The sequence below is a fragment of the Curtobacterium sp. MCPF17_047 genome (genome assembly GCF_003234045.1).
Lineage (GTDB): Bacteria > Actinomycetota > Actinomycetes > Actinomycetales > Microbacteriaceae > Curtobacterium.
On the sequence record NZ_QKSF01000001.1, the window covers coordinates 225,709 to 245,554 of the forward strand.

Annotated in this window: 20 protein-coding genes; 10 read left to right on the top strand and 10 right to left on the bottom strand. The window is 72.4% G+C overall.

All coding sequences use genetic code 11. The annotated features are described in order from the left end of the window. Window positions 1-20 precede the first annotated feature (20 nt). Window positions 21-515 (top strand): DUF4126 family protein, encoded by a 495-nt coding sequence (locus tag DEJ33_RS01160; RefSeq protein ID WP_111043576.1) that lies wholly within the window; start codon window positions 21-23, stop codon window positions 513-515. 71 nt (window positions 516-586) lie between these two features. Here DEJ33_RS01160 and DEJ33_RS01165 read toward each other — a convergent pair whose 3' ends face one another. After that, window positions 587-1,567 (bottom strand): aldo/keto reductase, encoded by a 981-nt coding sequence (locus tag DEJ33_RS01165; protein WP_111194124.1) that lies wholly within the window; start codon window positions 1,565-1,567, stop codon window positions 587-589. Between the two features lie 89 nt (window positions 1,568-1,656). Between DEJ33_RS01165 and DEJ33_RS01170 the strand changes: the two genes are divergently transcribed. From DEJ33_RS01170 to DEJ33_RS01185, 4 genes are all read left to right on the top strand, one after another. Further along, complete coding sequence (locus tag DEJ33_RS01170; RefSeq protein WP_111194125.1) at window positions 1,657-2,637, top strand: NAD(P)-dependent oxidoreductase; 981 nt, start codon at window positions 1,657-1,659, stop codon at window positions 2,635-2,637. A 99-nt stretch (window positions 2,638-2,736) separates the two neighbouring features. Further along, window positions 2,737-3,132, top strand: a complete 396-nt coding sequence (locus DEJ33_RS01175; protein ID WP_111194126.1) for a lactococcin 972 family bacteriocin — start codon at window positions 2,737-2,739, stop codon at window positions 3,130-3,132. Between the two features lie 73 nt (window positions 3,133-3,205). Continuing rightward, a complete protein-coding gene (locus DEJ33_RS17050; protein ID WP_181437238.1) occupies window positions 3,206-5,233 on the top strand; it encodes a hypothetical protein in 2,028 nt (675 codons plus the stop codon). Beyond that, window positions 5,233-5,871 (top strand): ABC transporter ATP-binding protein, encoded by a 639-nt coding sequence (locus tag DEJ33_RS01185; RefSeq protein ID WP_111194215.1) that lies wholly within the window; start codon window positions 5,233-5,235, stop codon window positions 5,869-5,871. The genes DEJ33_RS17050 and DEJ33_RS01185 overlap by 1 nt, the downstream gene beginning before the upstream one ends. A 55-nt stretch (window positions 5,872-5,926) precedes the next feature. Here DEJ33_RS01185 and DEJ33_RS01190 read toward each other — a convergent pair whose 3' ends face one another. Next, complete coding sequence (locus DEJ33_RS01190) at window positions 5,927-7,165, bottom strand: MFS transporter (protein ID WP_258378057.1); 1,239 nt, start codon at window positions 7,163-7,165, stop codon at window positions 5,927-5,929. 152 nt (window positions 7,166-7,317) lie between these two features. Between DEJ33_RS01190 and DEJ33_RS01195 the strand changes: the two genes are divergently transcribed. Further along, window positions 7,318-8,385: an SDR family oxidoreductase gene (locus DEJ33_RS01195; RefSeq protein ID WP_111194127.1), complete on the top strand. Its 1,068-nt coding sequence runs from the start codon at window positions 7,318-7,320 to the stop codon at window positions 8,383-8,385. A gap of 24 nt (window positions 8,386-8,409) precedes the next feature. Here DEJ33_RS01195 and DEJ33_RS01200 read toward each other — a convergent pair whose 3' ends face one another. Together DEJ33_RS01200 and DEJ33_RS01205 are read right to left on the bottom strand one after the other, a co-directional pair. Further along, window positions 8,410-9,537: a sorbosone dehydrogenase family protein gene (locus tag DEJ33_RS01200; protein WP_111194128.1), complete on the bottom strand. Its 1,128-nt coding sequence runs from the start codon at window positions 9,535-9,537 to the stop codon at window positions 8,410-8,412. An 86-nt stretch (window positions 9,538-9,623) separates the two neighbouring features. Further along, window positions 9,624-10,982, bottom strand: a complete 1,359-nt coding sequence (locus tag DEJ33_RS01205; protein WP_181437239.1) for a DUF2254 domain-containing protein — start codon at window positions 10,980-10,982, stop codon at window positions 9,624-9,626. Window positions 10,983-11,062: 80 nt separating this feature from the next. Here DEJ33_RS01205 and DEJ33_RS01210 point away from each other — a divergent pair, with 80 nt between their 5' ends. The 3 genes from DEJ33_RS01210 to DEJ33_RS01220 all read left to right on the top strand — a co-directional run bounded on the left by DEJ33_RS01210 (window position 11,063) and on the right by DEJ33_RS01220 (window position 12,802). After that, window positions 11,063-11,443 (top strand): hypothetical protein, encoded by a 381-nt coding sequence (locus DEJ33_RS01210; protein ID WP_111078345.1) that lies wholly within the window; start codon window positions 11,063-11,065, stop codon window positions 11,441-11,443. A gap of 105 nt (window positions 11,444-11,548) precedes the next feature. After that, window positions 11,549-12,214, top strand: a complete 666-nt coding sequence (locus DEJ33_RS01215; RefSeq protein WP_111194130.1) for an SDR family oxidoreductase — start codon at window positions 11,549-11,551, stop codon at window positions 12,212-12,214. A gap of 303 nt (window positions 12,215-12,517) precedes the next feature. Beyond that, the gene (locus DEJ33_RS01220) at window positions 12,518-12,802 is read left to right on the top strand and encodes a hypothetical protein (RefSeq protein WP_110902797.1); all 285 of its coding nucleotides are present in this window, start codon (window positions 12,518-12,520) and stop codon (window positions 12,800-12,802) included. 81 nt (window positions 12,803-12,883) lie between these two features. On the opposite strand, the gene DEJ33_RS01225 is transcribed toward DEJ33_RS01220, so the two are convergent. From DEJ33_RS01225 to DEJ33_RS01250, 6 genes are all read right to left on the bottom strand, one after another. Next, a complete protein-coding gene (locus DEJ33_RS01225) occupies window positions 12,884-15,697 on the bottom strand; it encodes an FtsX-like permease family protein (RefSeq protein ID WP_111194131.1) in 2,814 nt (937 codons plus the stop codon). Next, complete coding sequence (locus tag DEJ33_RS01230) at window positions 15,694-16,425, bottom strand: ABC transporter ATP-binding protein (RefSeq protein ID WP_111078348.1); 732 nt, start codon at window positions 16,423-16,425, stop codon at window positions 15,694-15,696. Before DEJ33_RS01230 ends, DEJ33_RS01225 begins: the two co-directional genes overlap by 4 nt. After that, window positions 16,422-17,024: a PadR family transcriptional regulator gene (locus tag DEJ33_RS01235; RefSeq protein ID WP_111078349.1), complete on the bottom strand. Its 603-nt coding sequence runs from the start codon at window positions 17,022-17,024 to the stop codon at window positions 16,422-16,424. Before DEJ33_RS01235 ends, DEJ33_RS01230 begins: the two co-directional genes overlap by 4 nt. A 224-nt stretch (window positions 17,025-17,248) precedes the next feature. Beyond that, window positions 17,249-18,130, bottom strand: a complete 882-nt coding sequence (locus DEJ33_RS01240) for an aldo/keto reductase (RefSeq protein WP_111078350.1) — start codon at window positions 18,128-18,130, stop codon at window positions 17,249-17,251. Between the two features lie 9 nt (window positions 18,131-18,139). After that, a complete protein-coding gene (locus DEJ33_RS01245) occupies window positions 18,140-18,754 on the bottom strand; it encodes a YdeI family protein (protein ID WP_111078351.1) in 615 nt (204 codons plus the stop codon). Window positions 18,755-18,770: 16 nt separating this feature from the next. Further along, the gene (locus tag DEJ33_RS01250) at window positions 18,771-19,307 is read right to left on the bottom strand and encodes a thioesterase family protein (protein ID WP_111194132.1); all 537 of its coding nucleotides are present in this window, start codon (window positions 19,305-19,307) and stop codon (window positions 18,771-18,773) included. Between the two features lie 104 nt (window positions 19,308-19,411). On the opposite strand from DEJ33_RS01250, the gene DEJ33_RS01255 reads away from it, so the two are divergent. Continuing rightward, the gene (locus tag DEJ33_RS01255) at window positions 19,412-19,798 is read left to right on the top strand and encodes a hypothetical protein (RefSeq protein WP_111078353.1); all 387 of its coding nucleotides are present in this window, start codon (window positions 19,412-19,414) and stop codon (window positions 19,796-19,798) included. Window positions 19,799-19,846: the final 48 nt, after the last annotated feature.

A 19,846-nucleotide genomic window follows, 5' to 3' on the forward strand; every position in this document is an offset into this window, starting at 1 on the left:
ACACGAAGGAGACGAAACACATGTCGAAGAAGAGCCGGACCACCAGCACCCTGACGCGTGCACTGCTGCTCGGGATCCTCAGCGGAGGCCGTTCCGCCACGCCGCTCGCCGTCCTCGGCCTGCACCAGGGCGACAAGAACCTGCGCGGTGACTGGCAGGACTGGAAGACCTTCGACTCGTCGATCGGTCGCGCCGGTCTCGTCGCCGGTGCCGCGGGCGAGATCATCGGTGACAAGTTGCCGAAGACCCCGAACCGGATCGCCTTCCCGGCGCTCCTCGGCCGCATCGGCGCGGGCGCGTTCGCCGGGCTCGCGCTCGGCACCACGACGAAGTCCGGTAAGTCGGACCTGCGCATCGAGGGCGCGATCCTCGGCGCGATCGGGGCCCTCGTCGGCTCCTACGTCGCCTGGGGTGCCCGCAAGGCCGTCGGCACGGTGCTGCCCGACAAGGTGGTCGCCGTCGCCGAGGACGTCGCCGTCATCGCCGGATCACGCGCCGTGGTCAAGGCCGGCTGAGCCGACCACCTCACAGACGGGAGGCCCGACTCACCTGGTGAGCCGGGCCTCCCGTCCGTCCGTGGTCGCGATCACCAGCGCTCGTGGACCGTGGCACGGAACCACCGGTCGTACAGGTCGTGGACGGTCGCGTCGAGGTCCCCGGGCAGGTCGAGGGACCCGGCCGCGGCGTTCGACCGTGCCTGCTCGGCGTTGCGCGCACCCGGGATCGCGGCGGTGACCCCCTCCTGCGCGACGACCCAGGCCAGTGCGGCCTGCGGGACCGAGACGCCCTCGGGCAGAGCCGCGGCGAACTCCTGCGCGGCACGGACGCCGTCCTCGAACGGGACGCCGCTGAAGGTCTCGCCCTGGTCGAAGGCCTGACCGTCACGGTTGTACGTGCGGTGGTCCTCCGGGGCGAACGTCGTCTCGGTCGTGTACTTGCCGGTGAGCAGCCCCGAGGCCAGCGGGACCCGTGCCAGGATCGCGACCCCGGCCTCCCGGGCGGCGGGCAGCACGCGGTCGAGCGGCTTCAGCCGGAACGCGTTGAGGATGACCTGGACGCTCGCGACCCCGGGACGGGCGATCGCGGTGAGGGCCTGGTCGGCGGTCTCGACGGAGACGCCGTACGCGGCGATCGAGCCGTCGGACACCAGCGCGTCCAGGGCGTCGTACACGGCGTCGTCCTCGAACACCGCGGTCGGCGGGCAGTGCAGCTGGACGAGGTCGAGCGTGTCCTGGCCGAGGTTCTCGCGCGACCGGTCGACCCACTGCCGGAAGTTCGCGGCGACGTAGTTCGACGGGACCTGGTCGACGCGGCGACCCATCTTCGTGGCGACCGTGACCCCGGCATCGGGGTGCGCGGCGGTCCAGCGGCCGATGAGCTGCTCGCTCCGGCCGTCGCCGTACACGTCGGCGGTGTCGAACAGGGTGGTGCCGGCCTCGGCGGAGGCGTCCATCACCGCGAAGGCGTCCTCCGCGGCGACCGGACCCCAGTCGCCGCCGAACTGCCAGGTGCCGAGTCCGATCACGGAGGTCTCACGGCCGGTACGGCCCAGTGTGCGTCGCTGCATGGGATCGACGGTAGCCCCTGACCACCGGGCGGACGTCGGCATCGTCCGCTGCGCGTGGCGAGCGGACGGCCGCGCGTACGGTGACGTCCATGAGCAGACAGCGCGTCGTCGTCATCGGGGCCACCGGCCACATCGGCACCTTCCTCGTCCCGCGTCTGGTGCGTGCCGGCCACGACGTCGTCACCATCAGCCGCGGCTCCCGCTCGGCCTACGTCGACGCCCCGGAGTGGCAGCAGGTCGAGCAGGTCACCGCCGACCGCGAGCAGGAGGACCGCGACGGCGTCTTCGGCGACCGCATCGTCGCGCTGCGCCCCGACGTCGTCATCGACCTCGTCTGCTTCACCCTCGAGTCCGCCACCGCCCTCGTCGCGGCGCTCCGCGGAACCGACGCGCACCTGATCCACTGCGGCTCGATCTGGCGCGCCGGACCCAGCGCCGTGCTGCCCGTCACCGAGGAGAACGCCACCCCGGCGCAGGGCGAGTACGGCATCCAGAAGGACGCGATCGCCCGGATGCTCAAGGAGGAAACCACTCGTGGCGGTGTCCTGACGACGTCGCTGCACCCCGGCCACATCAGCGGCCCCGGCTGGGCGCCGATCGGCCCGGTCGGCAACCTCGACCCGTCGGTCTGGCGCACACTGTCCGCCGGGGAACCCCTGCTCGTGCCCGGCCTCGGCGCCGAGACGATGGCCCACGTTCACGCCGACGACGTCGCCCAGGCCTTCGCGCTCGCCGTCGAACACCGCGATGTGGCGTCAGGCGAGGACTTCTCCGTCGTCGCCCCCACCGCACTCACCGCCCGCGGGTACGCCGCGCTCGCCGCGTCCTGGTTCGGCCAGGAGGCCCGGCTCGAGTCCGTCACGTGGGACCGGTTCCGCGCCGCCACCGCTGCGGAGCACGCCGACGCCAGCTGGGAGCACCTCTCACGCAGCCACGTGTTCAGCATCGACAAGGCCCGGCGGCTGCTCGGGTACGCACCCCGGTACACGGCGGAGGAGACCGTGCTGGACGCCGTGCGGTGGCTCGTGGAGCGCGGCGAGGTCGAGGTCGCCGGGCCGATCGTCGGGTGACGTCACCTCCGCCCATCTGGAATACGAAGTACTTGGCATCGGCGCGGTCCACCTGCCAGCCTCGGCCTGCCTCGATCGGGGGCAGGAAGAGGAACACACATGGTGCACAAGAAACCAGTCCTGATGGTCGGTCTCGCGCTGGCGTCCGCGCTCGTCGTCGGACCAGCATCCCTCGCGTCGGCGACGCCGACCGAGATGCTCGGGCATGGCCCTGAGGCGGGTGGCGTCCTGATGACGAGCGACGGGCCCGGCTCGAGTGGTGAGACCCGCGGCAGCACGGCGCGCAAGGACGACGGTGGTGGGGGCAGTTTCTGGCAATGGGGAGTCGGGAAGGACGATGCATGGTCGAACTTCTTCCGCGAACGCCGGTGTCACGGAGCCACCGCCGTCGGGGTGAAGTCGAAGCGTGTCACCGGAGTCGCGGGCGGCAGGTACGCGCTCGCCACGGCACCGAAGGCCCGGAGCGGCAACAAGGCGTACTACCACAACTGCTGACCGGACAGCGGGGCGTTCTCCTGCGGACGCCCCGCTCGCCGCTCTGCCCATCGGTGCCGCCGGAAGGAGACCCATGCGGATGCGCTCCGTGCGCCTCGCCTACGTCATCCCACCTCTGCTCGCCGTCGTCCTCGCCTTCCTCGGCGCGACCCGCCTCAGTGAATCCGGCGTGGTCGGTGTCTCCGCCGTCGTGACGGCCGCAGCCGAGCGCGGGACGACGTCGAACAGCCGGATCGCCGCCTCCCTCGAAGACGTCGCTCGACGACACCACGCCACGATCGTCCGGACCGTCGCCGACCGGTCGGCACCGACCACCCGGCGCACCGCTCTGGTGACCGCTGCTCCGGGGACCGACGGGGCCGGTTGGTCGCGTGACGGCTACGCCGACTTCTCCCGGACGGTGCGCACGGCGGTGCGACCGATGGCAGCACTCGACCGCTACGACCCCACCGGCTCGTACGAGGTCATCGGTGACGACGGAGCCGAGCGTGCGACCGCCGCAGCACTCCGGGGTGCTGGTTTCACGACCAGCTCGGAGACGGTGCCGGTCCTGGATCGCATCGGCGTGACGGGCGGCGTCCAGGGCACGTCCCAGCTCACCGGCACCCTCGTGCTCGGCTGCGTGGCGCTCTGCTTCGTCGGCACGATCGGCGCACCGCGACGGAGCGCGGTGCGCCGACTGCACGGCCGCAGCACAGGCGCGATCGTGTGCGCCGAGCTGTCCGAGGTCCGAGCGACCCTGACCGTCGTGCTGGTCGGCGTACCGGTCGTGGGACTCCTCCTCTGGTTCCACAACGGGCTCGCGTCGTGGGAGACGTTCGCGATGTCGGCCGCGGTGTTCACCACAGCGCTGCTCGTCCCGGTCGTGGCAGCCCACGTCGTCGGCACGCTCATCGCCGTTCGCCGGCCCATCGCGGCCACCCTGCGGGGAGCTCGGCTTCCGGGCGCGCTCGTCCTGGTGGCACATGCCGCTCGACTGCCAGCGGTCTTGCTGCTGGTCGCCGCGGTGTTCGACGTGACGGCTGCCGTCGTCGCGGCCAGGTCGGACTCCGGCGACCGCGAGCTGCAGGCAGCCGGGGACGCCGTCCAGCTCTGGGTGACCCCGGACCCGCGGCCCGGATCCGAGACGCAGGGCTACTGGGACCGGATCGGCGACTTCGTCGGCGGCGCCCTGGACCGGCACGATGCCCTGCTCACCGCTGCGGTCGAGGTGGGCACGGGAACCGGTCCGGGTTCGGTGCCGGCACTGTTCGTCGACGCCGAGTACCTGCGTCATCAGGACCTCCGCGCCGAGAACGGTGACCGCATCACCGTGACGGACGACCGCATCACCGTCTGGACCCCGCCGGGGTCGGACCTCGACCGAAGGGCGGTGATCCGCGCGCTGGTGGGCTGGGAACTCCGCGGGGCGCCCGACGAGCAACGACGGCACATCGGCGGCGGGGCCCTCCGATCGGCCGGGGCGTACACGTACGCAGGTGACTCCTCGGCGGCCTCCTGGTCGACCGACGCCGTGGTGGTCGTCGTCCCCGATGCCTCCGGTGTCTTCACGCCGGACCAACTCGGTGCCTGGCTGTCCACCGGCGACGTCGTCTTCACCTCCGAGGCCGTCGCCGACCGCGCGATAGAGGCCGCTGGTCTCGGCGACGAGTTCAGCGCGGTCGTCTCCGTGGGGCAGGCGGTGGCTGAACGCCAACGGCAGGCCGCGACCGCCGTCGGCATCGGGGGCCTCGCGGTGATCAGCGGTCTCACCGTCGCCGTCGTCCTCGCCGTGATCAGTACCGCCGCACATCACCGACGTCACGGCCGTCGGCTCTTCGCCGGCATCGCCGCCGGTCGATCACCGGCTCGCGTGAACGGGGACCTCCTGCTGGTCGAGGGTCTCCTGCTGTCAGCCGGCGGGATCGCCGTCGTGCATCGCTGGTGGCAGACGCGACCTGACGGGTCAGGAGCCGTCTCGGCGCTCGATCCCGCTGCGCGTGCCGCTGGCGTGAGCGGAGTCTCCGCAGTCGCAGCGCTCGTCGTGCTCACGGTGGTCGCCGTCGCCGTGGTCGCCGTCTCGACGCGGGCGGTCGTCCGGTCCCGGGGGAGTGGTTCGTGATGCTCGAGGTCGACCGCGCCGCGAAGCACCGTGGCGGACGGCTGCTCTGGCGGGACCTGTCGTTCGGTGTGGCGTGCGGGGAGGTGCTCGCGCTCACCGGGCCGAGCGGCTCCGGCAAGTCGACCCTCCTCGACTGCATCGGGCTCATCGACTCGCTGGACTCCGGAACGGTCCGCATCGACGGGACCAACGCGGGCAGGAGCCCCGGTCGAGCCAGACGACTCCGGCGCGACCACCTCGGCTACCTCTTCCAGGACTTCGGCCTCGTCCCCGACATGACGGTCGACGCCAACATCCGGATCGGCCGTCCGGGTCGTGCACGGACCGGACTCCGGACGTCCGTAGCCGAGGCCCTGGAGCGGGTGGGACTCGCGGGGCGTGGGAGCGACCGGGCACACGACCTCAGCGGCGGCGAGCAGCAGCGCGTCGCCCTCGCTCGACTCCTCGTGAAGCAGCCCGACGTCATCCTGGCCGACGAACCGACGAGCGCACTCGACGACGACAACGCGCGGATGGTGCTGGAGGCGCTCGCCGACTTCGCATCGGCCGGAGCTGCGGTGCTCGTCGCGACGCACGACCCATCCGTCGTCGCCTGGGCGGCGAGCGTCCTCCGATTGGAGCCGACGGGCCCGAGGTGAGCCACCGGAAGTGGTCCGGGCGTGCCTTGTGACAGATGTTCCGTTACGGTCGTGGTCAGGGCCTTCCGGCTCCCGCCGCACCGCCACCACCGCCCGGCAGCGCGAGCGCCCCGCGGCGGTGGACCACCCACACCGTGAGCGCGAACCCGAACAGGACAGCGCCGCCGATCGAGACCGCCGTCCAGCCGCCGAGGCCCCAGAGGACCGAGGCCAGCGCGGAGCCGACCGCACCGCCGATGAAGTTCCCGGTCACGAACGCCGTGTTGAGCCGACTCCGTGCGGCCGGGTCGATCGCGAACAGCCGGGTCTGGTTGAGCACGTTCGTGGCCTGCACCCCGACGTCGAGCAGGACCACCGCGACGAGGACGACCACGATCGACCGCGCACCGAGCCCGGCGACGACCAGCGACACGAGCCCGAGGGCGAGCGCCGCCCCGGTCACCGGCACCGACAGCCCGCGGTCGTGCAGCCGGCCGACGCGCTGGGCGGCGACGGCCCCGGCGAGCCCCGCGAGACCGACCAGTCCGATCGCAGCCGGCGAGTACCCGAACGGTGCAGCGCTGAGCAGGAACGTCAGCGCCGTCCAGAACATGGTGAACACCGCGAACGCTGATGCGCCGAGCACCAGGGTCACCTGCACCGATCGGTGGTGGGCGACGGCACGGAACACCGAACCGATGAGCCGTGGGTACGGCACCCGGTCGCGCCGCTCGAGGTGCGGGATCGCCCGGCGCAGCAGGACCGCGAGCACGAGGGCTGCGACGGCGGCGACCACGTAGATCGCGCGCCAGCCGGCCACCTGCGCCACCAGCCCGCTGACCGTCCGCGACACCAGGATGCCGGTCAGCATCCCGGACGCGACCGTGCCGACCACCCGACCGCGGGCGGCCGGGTCTGCCAGGTCGCCAGCGAGCGGCGTGAGGAGCTGCCCGGCGACGGTCGTCAGCCCGACGAGGCCGAGGGCGCCGAGCAGGACGCCGAACGAGGGCGCGACCGAGGCGAGCAGCAGCGCGACCGCCGACGCGACGAGCACCCCGGGGACGAGACGCCGGCGGTCCAGGACGTCGCCGAGGGGGACGACCAGGAGGATCCCGAGCGCGTACCCGACCTGCGTCACGGTGACGAGCAGCCCGGCCAGCGACGACGAAGCGTGCAGGTCCGCCGCGATCGCGTCGAGCAGCGGCTGCGCCCAGTAGAGGTTCCCGACCGCAGCACCACCCCCGACGGCGAAAAGGAGGGTGCGACCGGTCGTCATGCCGGTGGTCCCGGACGGGTGCGGGGTCTGTGCTGACACGTCGACGACGGTAGGCGGAGGCGACCCACGAGGGAGGTGACGTCCGTACCCCTGTCCGCCGCGCCTCCCGTCCGAGGACCACCCGCGGGACGGAATGCACACAGCCGACAGGTGTTGTCTCCGGTTCACCGCCCTCCACCGGAAGGACCCGCATGACCGCGACCCCGCACGCCCTCGTCGTCGGCGCCACCGGCATCGCCGGATCGGCGATCGTCGACCACCTCGTCGCCGACGGCTGGACCGTCACCGCACTGTCCCGCCGCCCGGGAGCCGAACGGCCGGGCGTCACCTGGCGCTCCGCCGACCTGCGTTCCGCGGAGTCGCTGAACTCGACCCTGGCGGACGTCCCGGCCACCCACGTGTTCTTCACGGCGTGGTCACGGCAGGCGACCGAAGTCGAGAACATCGCCGTCAACGGGGGCATGGTCCGCGACCTGCTCGCGGCGCTCGCCGACGCACCCGTGCAGCACGTGGCGCTGATGACCGGCCTGAAGCACTACCTCGGCCCGTTCGAGGCGTACGGGCAGGGCGCGATGCCGGACACCCCGTTCCACGAGGACGAGCCACGCCTGGAGGTCGACAACTTCTACTACGCGCAGGAGGACGAGCTCTTCGCCGCCGCCGCGCGCCAGGGTTTCACCTGGTCGGTGCACCGCTCGCACACCGTGCTCGGGTACGCGGTCGGGAACGCGATGAACATGGGGCTCACCATCGCCGTCGCCGCTGCGATCAGCCGCCACACCGGCCGCCCGATGGTCTTCCCCGGCAGCGAGACGCAGTGGAACGGCCTGACCGACGTCACCGACGCCGACCTGCTCGCCGCGCAGATGGTGTGGGCGGCGACGGACCCGGCCGGGTCGGACGAGGCGTTCAACACCGCGAACGGCGACGTCTTCCGCTGGCGCTGGATGTGGCCGCGGATCGCTGCGCACCTGGGCGTCGAGGCCGAGGGCTTCGACACCGCACCCCGCCCCTTCGAGGAGCAGATGGTCGACGCCGCCCCCGTCTGGGCCGAGATCGTCGCCGAGCACGGTCTGGTCGAGCAGGACCTGGAGCGGCTGGCGTCCTGGTGGCACACCGACGCCGACCTCGGGCGGGACATCGAGGTGATGACCGACATGTCGAAGAGCCGACTCGCCGGATTCACCGAGCACCACCGGACGCTCGACTCGTTCACCCGGCTGTTCGACCGCTACCGCGCGGAGCGGCTCGTCCCCTGACGGAGCGCACCCCGGTCGGGTGCCTCACGTGCCCGTGGTCAGCGGGACCTGCACGATCCGGTCGTCGTCCTCGTGGGGGTCGCCGCGTCCGTCGGTGTTGTTCGTGACGAACCACAGCGTGTCGTCGGGCCCTGCCAGGACCGTCCGGATGCGGCCGTACTCACCGGCGAAGTACTCCTGCGCACTGCTCGGGTCGTCGACCGGGATCCCGCGGAGCATCCGGCCCTGCAGGTTGGCGATGAAGACGGTGTCACCGACGACGGTCAGGCCGCTCGGGCTCGCGTCGTCGGTGGCCCATTGCTGCACGGGGTCGACGAACCCCTGGTCCTCGCCGCCGGTGCCCTCGACCTCGGGCCAGCCGTAGTCGCTGCCGGGTTCGATGACGTTGAGCTCGTCGTGGGCGTCCTGCCCGAACTCGGAGGCGAACATCGTCCCGTCCGCGCTCCACCCCAGGCCCTGCACGTTCCGGTGTCCGAGGCTCCACACGGGGGAGTCCGGGAACGGGTTGTCCGCGGGCACGTCGCCGTCCGGGGTGAGCCGGAGGATCTTGCCGGCGAGGGAGTCCCGGTCCTGGGCGTCCTCGCTCGCCCCCGCGTCGCCGACGCTGGCGTAGAGCATGCCGTCCGGGCCGAACGCGATCCGGCCGCCGTCGTGGAAGGTGTTCGCGGGCAGGTCGTCGATCAGGGTCGTCGCGTCGCCGAGCGTGTACGAGCCGGTCGAGCCCCGCAGGTCGTAGCGCTCGATGCGGTTGCCGTCCGCAGCCGTCGAGTACACGAACAGGTCGTCGTCGTGCAGCGCGAGTCCGAGCAGCCCGCCCTCGCCACCGTGTCGCACGCCGGCCACGGTGCCCACCGTGCGGGTGCCGCCGTCGGCCGACAACTCGAGCACCTCGGCCGAGTCGCGCAGGCTGATGAGGGCGTCGGCACCGTCACCGGTACGGACGACGGACCAGGGGGCCTCCAGTCCGGTCACCACGTCGGTCGTGGCACCGTCCGGTGCGACCTGCCCGGTCGCCAGGTCGGCCGGGGCGGAGGCCCGGGGTGCGCCCGACGGGTCGCTCCGGTCCGCGCTCGTGCAGGCGGTCAGCGCAAGGGCGACGAGCGCGACGCTCGCGACGCTCGCGGCCGAGACGGTGCGACGGGTTCTTCCCATGGTGAGCCTCCCGGGCGATGTCCCTCGATTGCACCCCGCGGAGGTGCGGAACCGCTGGGTGCTGGCGGCTCCGAGCAGCCACGGGATCAGACCGACCTCGTCTCGCCGGCCCGGTCGTCGTACGCTGCGTCGAGGTCGCCCCGGACCGCAGCACCGACCCGCCGGTGCCGATCGGCGAGCTCCTCGAGGTCGACCGCCGCGAGCGTGGTCGACGCCTGTTCGAGCACCAGGTCGGCCTGCCGGAGCAACTCCTCGCCGTCGAGCGGGTCCTGGGTGGAGGCCGCACAGTCCCGGAGCATCCGCAGCAGTGCACCCAGGACGATCGGCTCGGCGGAACCGTAGCGGCGGAGCGGACCGCAGACCAGGTCGAGCCAGTACCGCCGGTCCCGGTCCGGGACGACGAGCCGCAGCACACCGGTTCCGTCCTGCATCCGGCGGTCGCGGACGACGACACCTTCCAGCCGCACGAGCAGGTCCGCGCAGTAGCCGATCGCGTGCACGGCGGTGACCGGGTCGTTGATCGCCGGGGACACCGCCTTCACACCGATGTCCGTGAGCTGGCGGAACCCGTACGCGATGTCCTGCTCCATCGTCCGCTCGTACCCGATCTCAAGGGCCCGCTCGACGACGTCCGACGGGTCGGCTGGGCGGCTCCGGAACCACATCCGTGCGATCGGTGCGCCGAGGGTGACGTGGTCCCCGGGCATGACCCGGAGTTGCACCACGACGTCATCCCGCCGGGCGGCGCGTGTCAGCGCTTCCGTGTCGATGCGTCGGACGAACCCGGTGCGACGCGCCCGCAGGTCGAGTTCCGGCACGCGGTCCGGCAGGGATCGGCTCGGGTCCCGCCGGTCGTCCGGGAGTCCGTCGGAGCCGGCCCCGGGCCTCCCGTCGGTCCTCGGCGGGTACGTTGCCGAGATCATCGCCGCCGTCTCACCGTGGACCGCCCGCATGAGCGAGTCGATCCGGAGCGACCGGACGATGTGCCCGACGAACGCGATGAGCGCGCCGGCGGACGCGATCCCCAGGACGAAGACCAGCGCGAGGGCGAACACCGGGAGCCGGGTGCCGCCGATCCCGAGCACGCAGGTGAGGGCGGACACGAAGGTGGCGAGCAGGATCCCGAGCACGGCCTGCGTGACCCGGTCACGAGCGAACTCGCGGAGCAGCCGCGGGGAGAACTGCTGCGACGACAACTGCAGCGCGACGACCGTCAGCGAGAACGTGACCGTCGTCGCGGCCATCACGCTCGATGCGACCACCTGGAGCAGGACACCGGCGGATTCCTGCCCGCCCGGCCAGCGCCACCCGGACGGGCCCGGACGCACGACGAGCAGCAGCAGGGTGACGACGACGGCGACGCCTGCCCAGACGGACGGCCAGAACCAGAGCGCCGCACGAGCGCTCTCCCGGGTGATCCGGTGGGGAGCGGTGGGACGGGACATGCCTGCCACGCTGCGGGTGGAGACCTCGGCGTGCACGCAGGAGCCGCGCTCGCCGGTGGAGTCCACGGTCCCCATCCGGGATGCGCGACGCTGATCGACGCCCGGAGGGCGACCGAGGTTCGATCCAGGGACGTCGTGGCTCGCGGCGGACCGTGCAGGTGGAGGTGCTCCGGATGTGGATGCGTGTCGTCCTGCCGCGTCGTGTCCGATCGCGGAGCCTCCCGGGCGTCCTGCACCGGGCCTGGGTCGCGGGTTTCTCGGCGCGTGTGCTGCCAGCACCGGCGGGTCCGGGGAACCCGGGCTGGGCCGAGGTCGAGTTCCTCCTGGACATCGAGACCGCGACCATCGAGGGTGCCGGGGTCTTCGAGATCGAGTTCATCTCGGCGCTGCCGCCGAGGTGCCGCCTCGCGGTCGAGGGGGAGGGATGCCGACTCGATCCGATCTCCCGGCCGCTGCCGTGACCATCCGGCTGCCACCGGCGCGCCCGCGGGCCTCGACCTGCCCGGGTGACCGGACCAGGTGGCCTGGTTCAGTGGGAGGACCACCCCACTGTCCTTGGAGGACACATGACCACCATCGCCATCGTCGGCGCCGGCAAGGGCCTCGGGCTCGCCGTCGCGGAACGCTTCGCCCGCGAGGGCTTCGCCGTCGCCCTGATCTCCCGCAACCAGGCGCGGCTCGACGAACTCGCGGCGTCGCTCCGTGAGCAGGGCCACCAGGCCGCCGGGTTCGCCGCGAACGTCCGGGACGGTGACTCGCTCCGGCACGCGCTCGAGCAGGCAACCGAGCAGCTCGGCCCGATCGAGGTCCTGCAGTACAGCCCGCTGCCGGCGAAGGAGTACATGCGGCCGGTCCTCGAGACGACCGCGGAGGACCTCGTCGGCCCGATCGAGTTCTCCGTCTACGGCTCGGTCAACGCCGTCCGCCAGGTCCTGCCGGGCATGCGGTCGCTCGGGCACGGCACGATCCTGTTCGTCAACGGCGGCAGCGCGGTCCGGCCGGGTGCCCGCGTGACCGGGACGTCCGTCGCCTTCGCCGGGGAGACCGCGTACGCGCAGCTACTCCACGACGCCGTCCGGGACGAGCAGGTGCACGTCGGCCAGCTGATCATCCCGTTCGGCATCGACGACGGCCAGGAGGACCACTCGGGTGCCTCGATCGCCGAGCGCCTGTGGGCGATCCACACGGAGCGCGGCGAGTTCCGCACCTACGCCGAGCCGCTCCCCGAGTGATCCGTCGGACGGGAGGCGCGGTGCCGGACGGCCATGCGCCTCCCGTCCCTCGCTGCCCACCCAGGCCCCGCCGGTGGCAGCCCGCCACCGACGCGCCCCGCCACTGGCGCGCCCCGCCACTGGCGCGCCCTGCCGCCGCACAACAGGAACCGACTCGAACCACGGGAGTCCGCGGTTCGAGCGGGTTCCTGTTGTGCGCAGCCTGAGCGCGCCGCGGGAGCGCGCCGCGGGAGCGCGCCGCGCACCGCCCGCCGCCCGCCGCCACCGGTGGCCCTCGGGCCACCCGCGGGCTACCGTGGGCGCATGCGACGCAGGGACCGCGCGACGGGCGACACCGCGCTGACGGTCGACGAGGCCACCGCGATCGCGGAGCACGCCGAGAACGGGCACCTCGACATGGAGGACCCGGAGGTCCGCCGCCTGGTCGGCGAGGCGAACCGCCTGCTGGTCCGTGCCGGCGTCTGGGGCGTCGCCGAGAGCCCCAGGCAGCGTCGTCGCCGGCGGCTCCTGGCGATCGGCGCCTCCGTGCTCGTCCTCTCCTGGCTCGCCGGGCTCTTCCTGCCCCTGCTCATCAAGCTCACCGAGTAGCGGTCGGCGACCGCACACCGGACGGGAGGCCCGGTGTCAGCTGGCACCGCGCCTCCCGTCCGGCGTGCAGGCCGTCCGCCGTCAGGCCGTCCGGCGCACCGCCACCCGCCGCCGACGCCCCGCGACGGCCCACACCCCGGCGGTGACCAGCAGCGGCAGGCCGAGCGCGAGCACGACGAGCGAGGTCGGGTCCGGCGCGAACGGCAGGTGCGAGACGCCGAGCGGGGTGGGGGTGAACCGCAGCGTCAGTGCCCGGAGCGGCAGGACCCCCAGCGCGACGCCGACCAGCGAACCGACCAGGGTCAGCACCGCGGCCTGCCAGGTGGAGACCCGGCGACGGACCCCGGGTGAGGCGCCGATCGCGTCGAGGACCTCGTCGTCGCGGCGGCCGTCGGCGCGGGCCAGTCCGATCGCGACGGTCGTGGCCCCGAGGGTGACGATGCCGGCGAGCAGGACGACGACCAGGGCGATCGGACGGAACGGGTCCTGCGGTCCGGCCTCGACGGTGAACGACGGGTACCAGGAGTCCGCCTGCTGTCCGGCGGAGGCCTGCCAGGTGGCGGCGAGGGCGTCGGAGCGTTCCGTCGACATGCCGTCCGGGAAGCTCCCGACGAGGTAGTTCGGCTCGGTCTCCAGGCCGTGGCGTGCGGCACCCTGCGGAGTGAGGAAGACGGCGATCTGCAGCGGCTCGTCGGTGTGCTCGACCACGGCCGGGACGGTCATGGTGTGCAGGGGCCGACCGGTCGGCTGTTCCCCGTACATCGCGAACTGCGATGCCTTGCGGGTGTCGAACCGGACGACACCGTCCTGGACGAACTCGGGGCGGACGGCGACGGCGTCACCGTGCTCGAGCGCTGCCCGGGCGGCTCGGGAGGGCCGGTGTCCGATCAGCACGCCGAGGTCGTCGGCGCTGCCCGTCAAGACGTGCGGGCTGGTGCTGTCCGGCCCCACCAACCACCCGGCGCAGGGTCCGCTGCCGGCGCTCATGCAGTCGGGGCGGTGCACGTCGACCGGCAACGTCACCGGGGCGTCGTCCGAGCGGTTCTCGACGCCCGCGCCGAGCACGCGGACGTGGGCTTCCGGGACGACCTGTCGCACGACGCGGACCGCCCGCGCGGTGAGGTCGGCGTCCGGCACCCCGTCGACGTCGGTGACCGCGGTCGTCCCGACGCCCGTCGCGGTCCGGAACTCGTACTGCTCGTTGCTCTGGGTCGACTGCGACGCGGTGAAGGTCAGGACGACGGTCGCGACGAACACGACGCTCATCACGCTCGCGAGCACCGGGACGGTCCGGACCGGGTTGCGGACGGCGTCCCGCACGGCGATCCGGGCGGGCAGGCCGAACCGTTCGCCGACGCGGGCGACCGCGCCGAGCAGTCGACGGGCGGCCATGACGATGCCGAGCTGCGCCAGGCACGGCCCGAGCGCGACCCCGGCGCCGACGACGAGGGCCAGGTGGTCCTCCTGGACGGGGCGGGCGTTCAGGGCGAGGACCCCGATGCCGCAGGCCAGGGTCATCACGATGCCGACGACGGCGAGCACCGGTCCGGCCGCCGCGGCCCGTCGTCGACGCGACACCGGGGCGGGGCGGGTCGCACCACGGAGGGCGCTGTCCACGTCGACCCGGCTGGCGCTCCGGGCGGCGACGAGCGACGCGGCCCAGCCGGCCAGGACCCCGAGGACCAGGACGACGAGCAGCACCAGCCAGGGCAGGTGGACGCCGGGGTACTGCGCGCGGTCGCCGGAGTCGAGCAGGTGGAACGCGACGACACCGCCGACGATGCCGAGCGCGCTGCCGACGACGGCCCCCACGGCACCGAGCACGAGCCCGGACGAGGACACCACGGTGAACAGGAAGCGCCGGTCCCCGCCCACGCTGGCGAGCACCGCGTGGGTCCGGGTGTCGGCGCGGGAGCTGACCAGGAACGCGGCCGCCGCGAGCAGCCCGACCTCGAAGAGGGCGAACACCCCGGCCAGACCGACGTACCCGTAGCTGATGAGGGAACCGGAGCCGCGCGTGCTCGCGCTCGGGAAGGGTGGGTCGAGCACGACTGCCCGCGACTCGACGAGGATCCCGTGGTCGTTGTACCGCTGGATCTCGGGCCACGTGACGCTGCGGTCGGGCAGGAACACCTGCGCGGTCGTGTCGTCCTCGAGTCCGAGTGCGCCCCACTCTCCGAACACCCCGAGGCTCGACGTGGGCTGCCCCAGGTCGCGGAGCGTCCCCACGACGGTGACCTGCCGCTGGACCGGGTCGTTGAGCTCGAGCGTCTGGCCGATCGCGATGTGCAGTCGGTCGAGCGTCGCCGGGGTGACGAGGACCTCGTTGCCGGATCGCGGGACGCCGCCGTCGATGCGTTCCCAGTGGCCCTGCAGTGCGCCCGCCCAGGTCTGGCCCTCGACGGCGTTGACCGTGACGGGGACGCGGGGGCCGCTGACGACGGCGGTGCCCTGCCGGACCGGGATCGACGCGGCACCGTCGGGCACGGAGCCGAGCAGGTCGGGTGTCGGGAAGGCGCTGGCGTCGGCGTCGGAGGTGTCCGGACGGTCGTAGTACCGCTGCAGCGGGCTCTTCTTCGCGATGGTCGACGTGTACCGGTCCACCGGGTCCTGCCGCATGCCGGCGATGTCCGGGCCGTTCGCCTCGAGCATCGCCGCGGACTGCCCGAGTTCGACGGTCAACCGGTCCTCGGTGCTCTGCGTGCTCGACGCGATGAGCACCCCGCCCGCGGCCAGGCCGGCGATCGGCAAGCCGATGAGTGCCGCGACGAGCACCGCACGCCCGGGCCGGGCGAACGCCAGACGTCGGGCCAGCAGCAGTGCCGGGCGGACGGCGAACGGGGAGCGGCTGCGGATCGTCGGACGGTGCGTGTCCCGCCGGGGCCGCTCGCTCACGGTCGCTCCTGCACGTCGGTCAGGGCCAGCTCGACGCCGGCGTACGACGACTCGTCGACGATCCGGCCGTCGCGGAGGAACACGATGCGGTCCGCCCACGCGGCGTGCCGGGCGTCGTGCGTGACGAGCAGTGCGCCGGCGCCGGAGTCGACGTGCCGACGGAGCATGCGGAGGACGACCTCGCCGGTCTGCGAGTCGAGGGCACCGGTCGGCTCGTCGGCGAGGACGAGCTTGCGGTCCCCGACGACCCCGCGGGCGATGGCGATGCGCTGTCGCTGGCCGCCGGAGAGGTCGTCCGGCCAGGCGTCCAGACGGTGTCCGAGTTCGACGCTCTCGAGCGCGAGCTCCGCGGCCTTCCGTGCACGCCCGGTCCGCCAGCCGTCGAGCTCCAGCGGCAGCGCCACGTTCTCGACCGCGGTCAGCGAGGGGATGAGGTTGAAGTCCTGGAACACGAACCCGAGCACCCGTCGCCGCAGCGCTGCGAGTTCGCGTGCGGGGCGGTCGGACACCCATTCGCCGTCGATGCGGACCTCGCCACTCGTCGGGGGCATCAGCGTGCCGGCGACGGACAGCAGTGTCGACTTGCCCGAGCCGGAGGTGCCCATGACGGCGACCATCTCGCCCGGTCGGATCGTCAGGTCGACACCAGCCAGGGCGGTCACAGCCTGCCTGCCGCTGCCGTACTGCACGGCGACGGCGTCGAGTTCCAGCAGCGGTGCGGTGCTCATCGGACGACTCCCGTGCCACGGCGGCCGGTCGGCTCGCTGCCGTAGGCGTCCTCGTCGTCGGGGGTGTCGATCGTGGCTCGGGGCGCCGGCTGGTACCGCGCGACGCTCGACTCGACGTGGTCGAGCCACCGGACCTCGGACTCCGCCTGGAACACCATCGACTCGAGCACGAGTGACCATGCCAGTTCCGTCGCCGGGTCCGTGGTGCGCTTCAACCGGGTCAGGTCCTGCAGTGCCCGGAGCGCCGCGGTCCGCTGCACCTGCACCAGGTGTCGGACGTCGACGCCGGGCACGGTGACCGCGATCGCGAACTTGATCGCCAGCTCGTCGCGACCGCGCTTGGTGGCGACCGGCTCGTTGAACCAGCGGTCGACGGCCTCGCGCCCGGCGTCGGTCGCCGTGTAGACGACGTGCCCGTCGTCGTCGGCGTCACCGCGGGCCACGAGGCCGTCGCGTTCCAACCGGTCGAGCGTCGTGTAGACCTGGCCGATGTTCAGCGGCCAGCTGCCCCCCGTGCGGTGCTCGAACTCCCCCCGGAGCTGGTAGCCGTAACCCGGCTCGGCCACCAGCAGTGCGAGTACGCCCATGCGAACGCTCATCGTTCCCCCTCGACCCGTCGGAGCACTTCCCCTCGGGCATACCGAGTATGCACATACTCGGTATGGGTCGGCAAGCAGCCGTGCGGAGATCATCCGAACGGATGACGGGAGGCTCCCCACCGGACCGGTGGGGAGCCTCCCGCGCGCTCGTTCCGAGTGACGCGCCAGCGGCACACGGCGCCAGCGCCGACCGAGCTCGCGAGGTCGGTCGGATCGGAACTGCGTCAGCTGTGCAGCTTCGACAGCTCCTGGAACTCGTCGTCGCTGAGCTCGATCGTCGCGCCCTGGAGGTTGTCCTCGAGGTGGTCGACGCTCGACGTGCCCGGGATCGGCAGCATGACGGGCGAGCGCTTGAGCAGCCACGCGAGCGCGACCTGCGCGGGGGTGGCGTTCTTCTGCTTCGCGAGCTCGGTGAGGGGCGAGTCCTCGCCGGTCAGGCCGCCGGTCGCGAGCGGGAACCACGGGATGAACCCGATGCCCTGCTGCTCGGACCAGTCGAGGAGCTCCTCGGCCGACCGGTCGGTGAGGTTGTAGAGGTTCTGCACGGAGACGATCGTGGCGATCTCCTGCGCGGCCTTCACGTCGTCGACGGAGACCTCGGACAGCCCGATGTGGCGGATCTTGCCCTCGTCCTGCAGCTTCTTGAGTTCACCGATCTGGTCCTCGAGCGGGACCTTCGGGTCGATGCGGTGCAGCTGGAACAGGTCGATGCGCTCCAGGCCCAGGCGGCGGAGGCTCATCTCGGCCTCCTGGCGCAGGTACTCCGGGCGGCCGACCGGCGGCCACTCGTTCGGGCCGGTGCGGGTCAGGCCGGCCTTGGTCGCGATGACGACGTCGTCGCCGTAGGGGTGCAGCGCCTCCTTGAGGAGCTCCTCGGCGACGTAGGGGCCGTAGGAGTCGGCGGTGTCGAAGAAGTTCACCCCGAGCTCGACGGCGCGCTTGAGGACGCGGATCGCCTCGTCGTGGTCCTTCGGCGGTCCCCACACGCCGGGGCCGGTGAGCTGCATGGTGCCGTAGCCGAGGCGGTTGACCTCGAGGTCCCCGCCGATGCGGAAGGTGCCGGAAGATGCGGCCGGACGGTTCGTGGTGTCAGTGCCAGTGGTCATCCACCCGGTCTACGCCTGCCTGGCACCACGTTCCTGAGGGTCCGCCCGGGCACGGGGGTACGGCGTCTCGCCGCGCTCCAGCATCCCGACCAGCTTCGCCACCCGGTTCGCCCGCGCCGTCGGACTCGGAGCGGTCACCACACGGTGCACGACGGCGTACCGGTTCGTCGCGTCGAGCTCCGCGAACAGGGCGGCGGCGGTCGATGCGGTGTCGAGCGCTGCACGGAGGTCGGTGGGCACCTCGGCGGTCGCCGCACCCGCGTACGCCCGGTCCCACCGACCGTCGGCCTCCGCCCGGTCGATCTCCGCCTGCCCCCGGGACCGCATCCGTCCGGCCGCGACCAGCCCCGCGACCAGCCCGACGTTCCGCTGCGACCACAGCGACGCCTTCCGGCGCGGGGTGAACCGCTGGAGGAACGTGGCCGCGTCGAGCCCGCGCTTGGACCCGTCGATCCACCCCGAGCAGAGCGCCTCGTCGAGGGCCTGCGCGTACGTCAGGCTCGTCGGACTCGTGGTGCCCTTCTTCGCGAGCACCAGCCACACCCCGTCGGACAGGTCCTCGTGACCGTCCAACCAGGCGCGCCAGGCAGCGGCGTCGGCGACGACGAACGGCTCGATCTCCATGGCCCGATCGTAGGACTCAGGCCCTCCCGGCGCCGCTGACCCGCACGGCGCCGGCCCACGCCGTCACCCAGCCCGGCAGGGTCAGGTCGCGGGGTGACCCACCGACCGCCGCGAGCAGCTCGTCGGGCTGCACCGTGCCTCCCGTCCGACGGAGGAACCGGGCCTGCACGACGGCCCGGGCGACGACGTCCCCGTGGCGGACGAAGGTCTGCTCCATGTACACGGCGCGCTCGTCCACACCGAGCACCCGCGACCGCAACTCGAAGCGCTGCCCGAGCGTCAGCGACCGCTTGTAGGTGATCGTCTGCGCGGCGACGACCGGGTACCACCCGTGCTCACCGAAGGTGCGCCAGGCACCCGACCGGAGCATCAGCTCGAAGCGGCCGAGGTCGAGCAGTGACAGGTACTTGCCGTTGTTCACGTGTCGGAGCGGGTCCAGGTCCGTGAGCGTCACGCGGAACGGGGTCCGCGACTCGTCCCACAGCGACAGCCGGCGACGCGGGGAGAGGCGCACGCGCAGGGTCAGCAACAGGAGCCGGAAGGTCAGGTTCACGGGGACGATCCGACCACGTCGCGAAACGGACAGCGGTGCGTTCGGAGACTACGTTCAGGTTCACAAGTGCAAACGGCTCACCGAGCCACGAAGGGAACGCCCACATGAGCACCACCTCCGCGACCGGTCGTCCGACCACGGTCACCGTCTCGTTCATCCTCTGGCTGATCGTCGTCGTCGTCGGCATCATCGGCGGCATCGTCAACGTCATCGGCGTCGGATCGCAGACGGACGACACGACCATGCGCGCGGGGCTGACGGTCGGCGCGGTCATCGCGATCGTCATCGCACTCGTCGAGCTCTTCATCGTCTTCAAGATGCGTGACGGCCGGAACTGGGCCCGCATCGTGCTGCTCGTCCTGGCGATCCTGCAGCTGCTCGGCATCTTCGCCGCCTTCTCGGTCTTCGGGACGATCACGTTGATCCTGGTCATCGTCGCCACCGTCCTGATGTTCCTGCCGGCGTCGAACGCGTACTTCCGCAAGCACTGACGACCAGCTCGCACCACCCGACGGACCCGGTACCGCGCACAACGCGCG